The organism is Sneathiella chungangensis, assembly GCF_009882935.1.
GTDB lineage: Bacteria > Pseudomonadota > Alphaproteobacteria > Sneathiellales > Sneathiellaceae > Sneathiella > Sneathiella chungangensis.
In genome coordinates this window covers 328153-341438 of record NZ_WTVA01000002.1, presented here as the reverse complement: position 1 = coordinate 341438, position 13286 = coordinate 328153, and the positions used below count along the sequence as shown (strand labels likewise).

The following is a 13286-nucleotide window of genomic DNA, read 5'->3' as shown; positions in this document are numbered from 1 at the left end:
GTCCTTCCTGACGATTGAGTAGAGTTCGTGATTAGAATGAAGAGTTCGGCTCGTTAAGGAACGCCTCTTCTTCCGGCGTGCTTTGACGTCCGAGTTGCCGGTTCCGATGAGGGAACCGGCCGAATTTTTCTATAATGACATAGTGCCGCTGGGCGTAATCCAGTAAATTTTCATTCCCCATTTCCCCGAAAAGCTTGAGGGATAGTTTCTGATCTTTCAGATTCTCACTATGTTCGAAGGGAAGCGCCGCGAATTGCTTCTCGACAAGATTCAATTCCTCATAAAAGCCGGTCGAGAGGATATGACGGGCAATTTCCCGCGCTTTACCGTCCGCCGAAAAGGCGCGCGGTGACTGGCGGAACATATTGCGGGTAAACTGATCAAAAAGGAGGATAAGCGCAAGCGACCCGCGCGCGCTATCCGTCCAGTCCAGATACTCCCCATTCTCCGCCTTTTCGAAATCCGACAAGAAACGGTCGCGAATTTCCGCATCGAACTCGGCATTCTTTACGAACCATTCCTCGCGCGGCTGGCCATAATTTTCATGGTCAGGTGGCAGAAACCAAAAGTCGAGAATTTCCTGAATACGGTCCAATAGTTACCTCTTACCAAGTTAAGGCCGGATGATAGGGGAAATGGCAAATCTGCCGTTTTCAAAACTTATAGGGGACAACGACCCATTACAAGCCATGGCGCGAAAATTTGACGACCGGGACCTGAAATCTAGCTTTTATCATCCCGTCCCTCGCCCCGCTCGTCTTCCAACAACGCCTGATAGGAGGCCGCGTCCTCGCTCTGGATAACTGTTTCTGTTCCTTCGGCACGAGAATGGGCACTTCGGTCGTCAGTCTCGGCTGCAGGTGGTTCTTGCCGACGCGAGAATTTCCGCCGTGGCAGCGCCACAAGATAGCCGGAGGTCGCTTTCATGACCCGGGCGACGGCCACCGTCTCCTTGCCGTAAGCCTTGTTCCAGAAATTCCGGAAGTTGCTTGCCTGACCCGCCGCAACCGTTTGCGCGCGCCTTGCCGTCAGCAACCAGAGCGGGCTGATCATCAGGCTGAGCGCGATGACGGTAATCATCAATTGGGAGATATCCCGCGACACATAACCGCTGCCGCCCCCGATAGCCATCAGTAGAAACGAAAATTCACCGATCTGCCCGAGGGCGGTTCCCGCGATAAAGGCGGAGCGCCAGTCTATGCCCGTCACCCGTATGATGACAATATTGATGGCCGTTTTGCCAAGGATCACGCTCAGCAGCATCAGCAGCACAAGGCCGACATTCTGCCAGATATAGGTAATGTCGATCAGCAGGCCGATGGAGAGGAAAAAGATCATCAAAAGAATTGACTGGATCGGTTTTGTCGCCTCCACAACGTTTTTGCGTTCCTGGCTGTTGCCGATAATAAGCCCCGCCAGGAAGGCGCCGAAGGCTGGCGACGTGCCGAGAAGGCCGCTGATCGCGGCAAGGCCAAGACAAAAAACGATGCCGAATAGCGGTGTCAGGTCTGAGTGACCGGATATGACCTGAAGAAAGGGCAGATGGATGCGCTCCCGCCGGCTCAGAAACAGGATCAAGCCGACCAAAAAAGCGATCGCCAGGCCCACAGTCAACAAAAGCACCGGCAGGTTCAGTGTTTCCCCCGACAAGCTGCCAACGATCAGCAGCATCGGAACGACGGCGAGGTCCTGCGCGATCAAAAGGCCAATCGCTATATTGCCAGTCCGTTGATGGAGTTCCCCTATGTCCTCCAGTATTTTCACGGCAACCGCCGTCGAGCTGATCGACAAGCTAAACGCCAGAAGGATTGTCAATTGCCAGGGCCAGTCGAGATAGAGCGCGATCAGCCCCACCACGACATAGGCGACGGCCACCTGAAGGAAAACACCGCCAATCGCCGTTTTCCATATCCGCATGAAGGATTTGAGATTCAGCTCCATCCCGATCAGATACAGCAGCATCAGGACGCCGAGCTCCGCCAGAATTTCCACATTCTCGCGATCCTCGACGAAGCCGAAGGCAGATCGGCCCAGCACCATACCGGTCAACAGGTAACCGACGATCGCCGGTTGCTTGAGCCGCGTCATGATCATGCCGAGAATCAGGGCGATCGTCGCGATAATAGCGATTTCGGTTAGTTGATGCATGTGATGCTTCGGACTCTGCGCAAAAGTACGTTAGGTAAAAAGGGTACGATTACCGGCGCCAAAGCGCAAGGTGTCGAGCCGCTGGCAACCGAATTTTCGGTCTGTATTATCCGGCCTTACCGGTCAGGACTCCAGAAATGACCGATTTCTGCGGCGGAAATGCGGAAAACTTCATCAACACCGACACCATAATGGCGCGTAAGATCGGCAAGAAGCGCGAGTTCCTCAAGATATTCATCTTCATCCTCGTATAGTTCGCAGATTTCCGCGTCACTCATCAAATGGATGGAGCGGATATGCAGGGCGACCCGTTGGCGATTTGCGGCGCGGGATTGATCCGCCGACCGCGTCGCAAGGACGATAAACCTGTCAGCGGCGGCCGTCAGCCTCTCCGAGGGAAAAAACAGGACACTGGAGCGGACAAAATGACGCGCCAAGGTTGAAAAAAACGGGGACTTCGGAAGCGGGTGACCATCGAGATACTTCCGAACGATCATCCGCCGGCAAAACACCATCTTTCTTGGCATAATCTGCGACAAACGCACAAATGCGGGCGCATAAATGGCGAGTTGATTGAGCGTCAAGGTTGTTTCGACAAACCGAAATTCCGACATCCAGAACCGGCGTTCTGCCGCAGAAAGCGCGGCGAGTTCCCCGTCGATGCTGTCACGGAGCACCGCGCGCGCCTTCCCTTCTTCCGCCAAAACCCTGTTGCGATGGTCCCGGACGATCCGGTTATCGATAAAGTAAGGACGGACCCGGTAGGCAAACTGTCGTTTCTCCGTCTTCCAGGGAAGGCAGGCACGCGGCTTCAGCAGATTGGAAGCCGAGAGGGCGTCGGTCTCACCAAGAGTCATTTAATTGGCGCTTTTCTGGTTGTCGGCATGTGACAATCCAGACGTTTGGCCCAGAGTTCGCGTGAGGAATTAGGCTCTCGCGTCAGGCGGAGATTGTCGATACCGACATCTGTATGGGGCCATCTTTCCGCTTGTTCCAGAATTGCGAAACATACGGATTTTCCGACCTTACCGCTTCCTGGACATCGCCGGTCCATACGACGCGGCCCTCATGCAGCATCGCAATGCGATCTGAAATAATCCGTGCCGTCAACAGATTGCTGGTGATCGCCATGACGGTACTGCCAAGTTCCCGAACGTTATTGAATATCTGATCGTTGATAACGTTGCTCATGATCGGATCGAGGCCGGCAGTCGGCTCGTCAAGAAACAGGATCGGCGGGTCCCCGGCTATCGCCCGGGCAAATCCCACTCTCTTTTGCATGCCGCCGGAAAGCTCCGCGGGATACAGGTCCGCGACATCCGCGGAGAGACCAACGGAGCGCAGCTTCTCGATCGCCATGGCTTTCACCTGCCGCTTCCGCATGCCCGGTTGCTGCGACAGGCGGAAGCCAATATTTTCCCAGACCCTTAGCCCGTCAAACAGGCCCGAGCGCTGAAAGAGAATGCCGAAGTTCCGAAAAAACTCCATGCGGTCGCGCTCCGGCATGTCCTTCACATCCTCGCCATCGAGAAGGATCGATCCGCTATCGGGTTTCACAAGCCCCAAAATACACTTTAGGGTCAGAGTCTTACCCGAGCCCGACGGACCGATCAGCGTCAGGATTTCGCCGGTTTTCACCTCGAGGTTAATGCCGTTCAGGACCGGAACGCCATCAAAGCTTTTGCGCAGGTCCTTGACGACAATTTTCTTTGTTGCTCTCTCCGTCATGGGCAAGAAACTACAGGATAAATTTGCGAAAACAAACCGCATTCTGTTATGAGAGGGCAGTTTTACGAGAGCGAGAGGCAGATGATCCCGACATTCCCGATAGCGGCGGAGAGCGACGCCCAACTGCACGGCGGTGATCTCGAGAGCGTCACGGCGGAATTCGCTCACGCACGCGCGGAATGGCTTGATTTAAGCACCGGAATCAATCCTCGCCCCTACCCGATCCCCCAATTGCGAGCAGAGCATTGGCACCGCCTTCCCTCCAAAGCCGCGGAAAAGCAACTGCTGGACGCGGCGCGGGCTTATTTTGGTCTGCCTGATGGCGCGGAGATTTGTGCCCTGCCCGGAACGCAAGCGGCCATTCAACTCTTGCCGAGACTCCTGGCGCCTTCCGAGGTTGCCATCCTCTCGCCAACCTATAATGAACATGCCGCCAACTGGCGGCGCGCCGGACATAGAGTTTATGAGATAGAGGAATTGTCGAAAATACCTGAAAGCGCAGGCATAGTCATCCTTGTGCATCCCAATAATCCGGACGGCCGACAGTTTCCGAAAACAATGCTTTTGGACCTCGCTATCGCAATGCGGCAGCGAAACGGATGGTTGATCATCGATGAAGCCTTCGCGGACGTCACGCCAGATATATCTCTTGCATCCGATATATTGCCTGAAGGACCCATAATTCTTCGCTCCTTCGGAAAGTTTTTCGGTCTCGCCGGCCTGCGCCTCGGATTTCTGATCTCGACGCCTCACTTCATGGCAAAAGTCCGCCCGGAACTGGGCCCTTGGGCGGTCAGCGGAATTGCCCTCGAAATCGGCGCAAGTGCTCTGGCAGATCGAAACTGGATTACGCAAACACGCGCTGAGCTGGCCGTTGCTGCCCGTAAATTGGTGGAGCTTTTGCGTGCAGCCGGGCTCGAAATTTCCGGGCATACAGATCTTTTCTGTCTGACAGAATCACCAGAATCGCAAGCGCTGTACCGGCATCTTTGCGAACGGGCCATACTCGTTCGAAAATTTCCCGAGCGCCCCAATTTCTTGCGCTTCGGACTTCTCGGCGCGGAAAATGACTGGCAGCGGCTTGAAACGGCACTCCGTGATTGGGCAATCAGGTAAAATCGCCCGCTATGGATTGACAGTTTTGGCATTCCGCCGTAGCGTCGCAAGCGATGGTTCCCAATCCGGGATTATAAGGGAATGCGGTGCGATTTACGGATCAAGGCCGCGGCTGTCCCCGCAACTGTAAGCGATTAGCCAGCACACTGAACCACTGAGTAAATCGGGAAGGTATGTGCCGGTGCCATTCGCAAGCCAGGAGACCTGCCATCGTATTTTATTATTTTTGCTGCATGACGGAGGATCATTGTGAGCGTAATGACATTACGGCACATCATAATACATACTGACGCTTTCGCCCTTGGCCGAATCCCTGGCCGGTGCCGCTTCGCGCATGGATATCGGAGTAAGATATGAGTGAAAAAATTCCGGCGACCGTTATCACCGGCTTTCTTGGCGCGGGGAAAACCAGCCTGATCCGCCATCTGATCGAGAATTCAGACGGCAAGAAACTTGCACTCATCATCAACGAATTCGGCGATCTTGGTGTTGATGGCGAACTGTTGAAGGGCTGCGGAAACGAAAACTGTACGGAAGAGGATATTGTCGAACTCGCCAACGGCTGCATCTGTTGCACGGTGGCCGACGATTTTCTACCGACGATCCAGAAAATCCTGAGCCGTGAGGATCGTCCCGACCATATTATTGTCGAGACCTCCGGACTTGCGCTTCCAAAGCCTCTGGTACGCGCCTTCGGCTGGCCGGAAGTCCGCACGCAGGTCACCGTCGATGGCGTGGTGACCGTGATCGATGGCCCTGCCTATCGCGACGGGTTGTTTGCGGCCGATCCGGAAGCCGTGCAGGCACAGCGCGAAGCGGACGAGATGCTCGATCACGACAGTCCGCTCGAGGAACTGTTCGACGATCAGCTCAATTGCGCGGACATGATCATCCTCAACAAGGCTGACCTCCTGGACGCATCGGAAGTTGCCTCCGCGACAGAACAATTGAAGGGACGTCTCCGCCCGCAGGTGAAGATGCTGGAAACCAGCCATGGCAAGATCGACATCCGTGTGCTTCTCGGCCTCGGATCTGCGGCGGAAGACGATCTCGCCTCGCGTCCCTCCGTGCATGATGATGCGGATGACCATGAGCATGACGACTTCGAGAGCTTTGTGCTGGACATCGGTGAAGTGGCGTCACCGGAATTTCTGGTCGCGAAACTGCAGGCGGCAATCGCTACCCACGACATTCTACGGGTAAAGGGATTTATCACCGTTGCCGGAAAGGATATGCGGCTGGTACTGCAAGGTGTCGGCTCGCGTCTTCAGCATTATTTCGATCGCGACTGGAAGGACGGCGAAACCCGGATCAGCAAGCTGGTCATTATCGGCGAGCATGACATGGATCAGGCCGCAATTGCAGAAATGATCACGGCCTGACATGCATCTTCTGGCGGCCATACCCGGCGGCATCGCCGATGGATCGGAAGCCGTGGACCTGGCGCAAACGCCCGGCGATATTGTCTTCCTCTCCGCCGCCGATACGGAACTTTCGAGCCTCGCCACCGCGCAGAAGATGCAACCGGACGGCCCGTCGCTCCGCCTCGCCAATACGATGCAGCTTTCCCACAATCTGTCGGTCGATATCTATGTCGAGGAGATAATCGCCAATGCGAAGCTGGTGATCGTCCGGCTGCTCGGCGGTATCAGCTATTGGCCCTATGCGGTCGAGAAAATCACCGAATGCTGTCGCGCGCGCGGCATCAGGCTCGCTTTCCTGCCGGGCGATGACCAGCCGGATGAAGAACTGACGGCACTCAATACCCTTCCGCGCGACGCAACGCACCGGCTCTGGCGTTATCTGGTGGAGGGCGGCGCCGATAATTATGCAGGTTTCCTTGAGTATGGCGCGTTCCTGTTACGGGGAGATGGCGATTGGCAGGAACCGAAGCCGCTCATGAAGGCGGGGCTTTACTGGCCCGGAATCACCTCCCCCGATCTGTTGACGCTGCGGAAATTATGGAAAAAGGAAGCCCCTGTCGCCGGCATTATTTTCTACCGCGCACTGTATCAGGCCAATAACCTGGCGCCGGTTGACGCGCTTATCCACGCGCTGCAGAGCCGCGAACACAATCCGTTACCGATTTTCGTCTCCAGCCTGAAAGATCCGATATCGGCGGATATCGTCGAGCATCTTTTAGGTGAAGCACCACCGTCGATCCTCCTGAACGCGACCGGCTTCGCGATTTCCAATCCGGGTGCTGCGCGCAAAAACACCCCGTTCGATGCCGCAAATTGCCCCATCCTGCAGGTAGTTTTTTCAGGTGGCAACGAAACCCAATGGAAGGAAGGCATAACCGGCCTTTCCGCACGCGATATCGCGATGAATGTTGCTCTTCCGGAGGTTGATGGCCGCATTCTTTCCCGCGCCGTTTCCTTCAAATCGGATGACGGCTTTGACGAGGCGACGCAGACGAATATAGTCGCCTATAAGCCGGTACCGGACCGCATAGACTTCGTCGCCGATCTGGCAGCGAACTGGGCGACGCTGCGGGCGACAAAACCCGCAGCGCGAAAGATTGCCCTGATCCTTGCGAATTATCCCAACAAGAACGGCCGGATCGGCAATGGCGTCGGGCTCGATACACCCGCAGGATCAATCGAGGTTCTGAAAGCATTGCAAGAGCATGGGTATGATATCTTTAACATTCCAGAGAATGGAAATGCCCTGATTGCCAGATTGCTGGACGGACCGACGAATGATCGCAAAAACGCCAAGCCATCGCTTGACGGTTGCCGCTACCCGCTAAACCGCTACCTCAAATTCTTCGAAACTCTTCCTGCAAAGCTTCAGGGAGAAATTACGGAGCGTTGGGGCTCGCCTGAAAAGGATCCCTTTATCGATGGCGAGAATTTTCATCTCGCCGCAATGCGTCTGGGGAACGTGATTGTCGGTATCCAGCCGGCGCGCGGTTATAATATCGATCCGACCGCCAGCTATCACGACCCCGATCTGGTTCCGCCCCATGGCTATCTCGCCTTTTACGCCTGGCTACGGGAGGAGGAGAAGGTCCATGCGGTCATCCATATGGGCAAACATGGCAATATGGAATGGCTGCCCGGCAAATCCATCGCGCTCTCGGAAGAATGTTACCCCGAAGCGGTATTCGGGCCGACGGTTCACCTATACCCCTTTATCGTCAATGACCCCGGCGAGGGAACGCAGGCGAAACGCCGGGCCAGCGCGGTCATTATCGATCATCTGACCCCACCGATGACCCGCGCGGAAAGTTATGGTCCGCTCGCCGATCTAGAGCGGCTGGTCGATGAATATTATGAAGCGGCCGGCGTTGATCCGCGCCGTATCGCGCTGCTTCGCCAGCAGATACTGGAACTCACGGAAATGACGGGCATCGATGTCGATTGCGGCATCGCCCCGGACGAGCCGGAGAGTGAACGGCTCACGAAACTCGATAATTACCTCTGCGAGCTAAAGGAACTGCAGATCCGCGACGGCCTGCATGTCTTCGGGCAATCGCCAACTGATCAGCAACTCACCGATCTGCTGGTTGCCCTCCTGCGCATTCCTCGCGGAAATGGAGAGGGAGCAAACGCCTCCCTCATTCGCAGTATCGCGACGGATTTGGAACTGTCCGAAGAATTCGATCCCCTCGACTGCGAGATGGGGGCGGAGTGGACGGGAAAACGCCCCGACGCGCTCGCCTTTGACGGAACATGGCGGTCAAACGGCGATACGGTGGAGCGCATCGAACGGCTCGCCGCAGATCTCGTTTCCGGCAAAACCGCCGCCGCAGAGGAATGGACGAGAACGAGGGAGGTGCTGGACGGACTCGAAAATCATCTTCGGCCGGTCGTCTTGGCAAGCGGAGAGGCGGAATTGGCCGGCCTCCTCAAAGGATTGAACGGCGAGTTCGTCGAGCCCGGCCCCTCCGGTGCACCGACACGGGGAAGGAACGATGTTCTCCCGACCGGACGCAACTTCTATTCCGTCGATAGCCGCGCCATACCGACGCCAACAGCCTGGCTGCTGGGTTGGAAATCGGCGGGACTGCTGATCGACCGATACCGCCAGGAAAACGGCGCCTGGCCGAAGACGATGATCCTGAGTGCCTGGGGTACCTCCAACATGCGCACGGGCGGCGACGATATCGCGCAGGCCCTTGCCCTGATGGGGGTTCGCCCGACCTGGGACAAGGCGTCGAACCGGGTGACGGGATTTGAAATACTACCCGCGTCCATCCTTGATCGTCCGCGTGTTGACGTGACGTTACGTATCTCCGGCTTTTTCCGCGATGCCTTCCCGCAGCAAATTGCGCTCTTCGATAGCGCCGTTCGCGCCGTCGCAGCCCTTGACGAGGATGAGAAAACCAACCCCCTCGCCGCCCGGGTCAAAGCGGACAAGACGGAACTCATGAAAACCGGGTTGACGGACGCGACGGCGACCAAACGCGCAAGCCACCGGTTATTCGGATCCAAACCCGGGGCCTATGGTGCGGGATTGCAGGCGCTGATCGATGAAAAAGGCTGGACGAACGAGGGGGATCTTGCCCGCGCCTATGTTGCCTGGGGCGGTTATGCCTACGGCGCCGGAGAAGAAGGCGAGCCCGAGCATGATCTTTTTGAGCGGAGGCTTGGCCATGTCGAGGCGGTCGTCCATAATCAGGACAACCGCGAACATGACCTCCTCGACAGTGACGACTATTATCAATTTGAAGGGGGCGTGACCGCGGCGGTGCGCCATATCAAGGGAACGCAACCCATCGTCTATCATAACGATCATTCGCGACCAGAAAGTCCGAAAATCAGAACCCTTGAAGAAGAAGTGGGTCGCGTCGTCCGCGCCCGGGCAGCCAATCCGAAATGGATTGAAGGGGTCATGCGCCATGGCTACAAGGGTGCCTTCGAGATGGCGGCAACGGTCGATTATCTCTTCGCCTTCGCCGCCACCGCCCATGCGGTCAAGGATCACCATTTCGATGCGCTGTTCGATGCCTATCTGATGGATGCGCGCGTTCGCGACTTCCTCAAAGAGAACAACCCCGATGCATTGCAGGAAATGGCGGAAAAATTCCAGGAGGCGCTCGACCGCGACCTCTGGCAGCCGCGCCGAAATACCATTCATGACGAGCTTGCACAGCTGAAACGGGAGGGAACCCGATGAGCACGAAACTGACACCCGAAGAGATCGCCCGCGCAAACGAGAAGGCAGCGAAGAAGAAGGCCGCACGCGACAAGATGCTGGCGACCAAGACAATCGAAAAAGGCCTCTTGATCGTCCATACCGGCAAGGGTAAGGGCAAATCGACGGCCGCCTTTGGCCTTGCCGCCCGCGCCATTGGCAACGACATGAAGGTCGGCGTCGTTCAGTATGTGAAGGGCAAATGGCAGACGGGGGAGCGCAAGGTCCTTGAGGCCTTCCCCGAGCAAATCGAAATCCACAGCATGGGCGAGGGTTTCACCTGGGAAACGCAGGATCGTGAGCGCGACATCCGCGCGGCCGAAAGGGCCTGGGAAAAATCAAAGGAGATGATCGAGGCAAGCCGCGGCGACAATCCGGCCTTTGATATGGTTATCCTTGATGAGCTCAACATAGTGCTCCGTTATGACAGCCTGCCGCTTGCCGAAGTGGTCGAGTATCTCAAAAACAAGCCTGAAAAACTGCATGTCGTCGTCACCGGGCGAAACGCGAAGGACGAACTGATCGAGATTGCCGATCTCGTGACCGAGATGACGCAGATCAAGCATCCCTTCCGCTCCGGCGTCAAGGCCCAGGTCGGGATCGAGTTCTAATGACCGCTGCCCTCATGCTGCAAGGAACGGGTTCGGACGTCGGCAAGTCGTTGCTTGTCGCTGGCCTCGCCCGCGCCTATAGCAACAGAGGGCTGAAAGTACGGCCGTTTAAACCGCAGAATATGTCAAACAATGCCGCCGTCACGATTGAGGGCGGCGAGATTGGTCGCGCCCAGGCCCTGCAGGCGCGGGCCGCCAGGGTGCCGTTGATGAACGACATGAACCCCATTCTGCTAAAGCCGCAGTCCGAGACCGGCGCACAGGTTATCGTTCACGGCCAAATATATGGAAACGCAAAGGCGCGGGATTATCAGGCATTGAAGCCGCAACTGCTGTGCAAGGTGCTGGAAAGTTTCGCGCGAATTGGCCAGGGGGTGGACCTTGTCCTGATCGAGGGGGCGGGCAGCCCGGCGGAAATTAATCTTCGCGCCCATGATATTGCCAATATGGGCTTTGCCGAGGCGGCGGACGTGCCGGTTATCCTTGCGGGCGATATTGACCGCGGCGGCGTGATAGCGCAGATCGTCGGCACCCATATACTGCTCTCAGCGTCGGAGCAACACAGAACCAAAGGCTATATCGTCAACAAGTTTCGTGGCGACATCAGCCTCTTCGATGACGGCCTTAAAATCATCAGCGAAAAAACAGGGCTCCAAAATTTCGGCGTGCTGCCCTTCTTCCAACAGGCGAGCAAGCTGCCGCCGGAAGATGCCTTCTCCATTACTTCCCGGCCCGCACGCGAGGGCGCGATCCATATCGCTGTGCCGATCTTTTCGCGCATTTCAAATTTCGATGATCTCGATCCGCTACTCGCCGAACCGGATGTTGCCGTGCATATGATCAAGGCGGGAGAGCCGATCCCGTCGGGCATGGACGTGATCCTGCTGCCCGGCTCCAAGGCGACGCTCGCCGATATGGATTTTGTCCGCGCGCAGGGCTGGGATATCGACATCCATGCCCATGTCCGTCAGGGCGGAACAGTCGTCGGTCTCTGCGGTGGGTACCAGATGCTGGGACGACAACTCAGCGATCTCGGCGGCATTGAAGGACCGGCCAGAACGATCGAAGGTTTGGGGCTTCTCGATTTCACGACAATCCTGAGCGGGCCGAAAAAGCTCGTAGAGGAAAGCGGTGAGGAGGCGCTCACCGGCGCGGCAATATCGGGCTATCATATGCATGTGGGACAAAGCGAAGGTCCGGCACTCACGCGGCCCATGCTTCAGCTTATCTCTGGGCCCGACGGTGTCCTGTCTGAAAATAACCGGGTGATGGGATGTTATCTGCATGGCATTTTCGCGTCAGACGAATACCGATATAATTTTCTTAACCGGTTTAAAATTAGAAAAGAAAAACTCGATGATTTTGAAGTGGTTATCGAGAAAACTTTAGACGAACTCGCCGATCATATGGAAAGAAATCTTGATCTCGATGGCTTGCTGGAGGTTGCCAATGGCGCTAACTGACGCAGTAAATTACGAGAGCAAGGGCGAGCAACGAGGCCATAATCAGGCCGCCTGCCACACGGTAGAGAAGGAGCGCGCGGTAAATATGCGCCGGGGCGACATCGCGCGTGCCTTCGCCGTTCATCCAGTGATCGGTAACTTCGACGCCGTCATAAATTCGCGGACCCGCAAGAGCAATGCCAAGGGCGCCCGCCATCGCCGCCTCCGGCCAGCCTGCGTTGAAGCTTCGGTGATATCGCGCATCGCGGAACATCACGCGAATGGCACCCTTCGCATCCGCCCCCTTTACGAGAGCTGCCGCGATAACAATCAAAAAGGCGGTGAGTCGAGCCGGAATATAATTGACGGCATCATCAATCCGCGCCGCCGCCTTGCCGAAATATTCATAGCGTTTATTCCGGTGCCCGATCATGCTGTCGAGGGTGTTGACGGCCTTGTAAGCGCAAATTCCCGGCAGTCCCAACAAAGCGAAAAAGAAGACCGGCGCAACAGTCCCATCGGAAAAATTCTCGGCGAGCGATTCAATGGCGGCGCGGGAGATTGCGCTCTCATCGAGGCTGTCGGGATCACGGCCAACGATGTGCGAGACGGCTTTCCGGCCGGCGTCGAGGCTCTCTCCAAGATCCATCGCGACAACCCGGACATGATCATACAAGCTCCGCCAGGCGATCAGGCTGCTGGCAAGGATTGCGAGCAGAATCAGGCCAACCGGATGTCCATTACACTGGGTTGCAATCAGAATTCCGACGCCCGTCGCAATCGCAATAACAGCGCCACTGATAATCGCCCCATGAGCCACGCGGGACCAGTTTCCAAGACCTATATTGTTAAAATTATCGTCAACAATCGAGATCAACCTGCCCAGCAAAACGACAGGATGCGGGATATAGCGGTACAACCATTTCGGATCGCCGGCCAGCGAGTCGACAATGAACGCCAGCAGGATAATCAGCGGCGGCGTAAAAAAAGCGGAATTCGATGTGAAAAATATGCCGGACATCGGCGCAACATGATATGGGCACGCTGGTGCGTCAATCCTTTATCTGGTGGCCTTGGCCACTGTCCGCCGGTAAAACAG

10 protein-coding genes and 1 riboswitch are annotated in these 13286 nt (G+C 56.5%); of the genes, 5 read left to right on the top strand and 5 right to left on the bottom strand.

Annotated elements, in window-relative coordinates; all coding sequences use genetic code 11:
- Positions 1-31: 31 nt before the first annotated feature.
- The 4 genes from GQF03_RS06540 to GQF03_RS06525 form a co-directional block, all read right to left on the bottom strand.
- Entirely contained in the window at positions 32-595 is a 564-nt protein-coding gene (locus tag GQF03_RS06540; RefSeq protein WP_161338407.1) for a DUF924 family protein, read from the bottom strand.
- A gap of 128 nt (positions 596-723) precedes the next feature.
- The gene (locus GQF03_RS06535) at positions 724-2148 is read right to left on the bottom strand and encodes a cation:proton antiporter (protein WP_161338406.1); all 1425 of its coding nucleotides are present in this window, start codon (positions 2146-2148) and stop codon (positions 724-726) included.
- Between the two features lie 116 nt (positions 2149-2264).
- A complete protein-coding gene (locus GQF03_RS06530; protein WP_161338405.1) occupies positions 2265-3005 on the bottom strand; it encodes a hypothetical protein in 741 nt (246 codons plus the stop codon).
- Positions 3006-3087: 82 nt separating this feature from the next.
- Complete coding sequence (locus GQF03_RS06525; protein WP_161338404.1) at positions 3088-3876, bottom strand: ABC transporter ATP-binding protein; 789 nt, start codon at positions 3874-3876, stop codon at positions 3088-3090.
- 81 nt (positions 3877-3957) lie between these two features.
- Here GQF03_RS06525 and cobD point away from each other — a divergent pair, with 81 nt between their 5' ends.
- From cobD to GQF03_RS06500, 5 genes are all read left to right on the top strand, one after another.
- Positions 3958-4992: a threonine-phosphate decarboxylase CobD gene (gene cobD, locus GQF03_RS06520; protein WP_161338403.1), complete on the top strand. Its 1035-nt coding sequence runs from the start codon at positions 3958-3960 to the stop codon at positions 4990-4992.
- Positions 4993-5029: 37 nt separating this feature from the next.
- A riboswitch (cobalamin riboswitch) is annotated at positions 5030-5218 on the top strand.
- 127 nt (positions 5219-5345) lie between these two features.
- Positions 5346-6374 (top strand): cobalamin biosynthesis protein CobW, encoded by a 1029-nt coding sequence (gene cobW / locus GQF03_RS06515; protein ID WP_161338402.1) that lies wholly within the window; start codon positions 5346-5348, stop codon positions 6372-6374.
- Position 6375: 1 nt separating this feature from the next.
- Positions 6376-10116 (top strand): cobaltochelatase subunit CobN, encoded by a 3741-nt coding sequence (gene cobN / locus GQF03_RS06510; protein ID WP_161338401.1) that lies wholly within the window; start codon positions 6376-6378, stop codon positions 10114-10116.
- Positions 10113-10745, top strand: coding sequence for a cob(I)yrinic acid a,c-diamide adenosyltransferase (gene cobO, locus GQF03_RS06505; protein WP_161338400.1), 633 nt, complete (start codon positions 10113-10115; stop codon positions 10743-10745). Before cobN ends, cobO begins: the two co-directional genes overlap by 4 nt.
- Complete coding sequence (locus GQF03_RS06500) at positions 10745-12208, top strand: cobyric acid synthase (protein WP_161338399.1); 1464 nt, start codon at positions 10745-10747, stop codon at positions 12206-12208. The genes cobO and GQF03_RS06500 overlap by 1 nt, the downstream gene beginning before the upstream one ends.
- On the opposite strand, the gene cbiB is transcribed toward GQF03_RS06500, so the two are convergent.
- Positions 12201-13208 (bottom strand): adenosylcobinamide-phosphate synthase CbiB, encoded by a 1008-nt coding sequence (gene cbiB, locus GQF03_RS06495; RefSeq protein ID WP_161338398.1) that lies wholly within the window; start codon positions 13206-13208, stop codon positions 12201-12203. The two genes, GQF03_RS06500 and cbiB, sit on opposite strands and share 8 nt — an antisense overlap.
- Positions 13209-13286 lie beyond the last annotated feature (78 nt).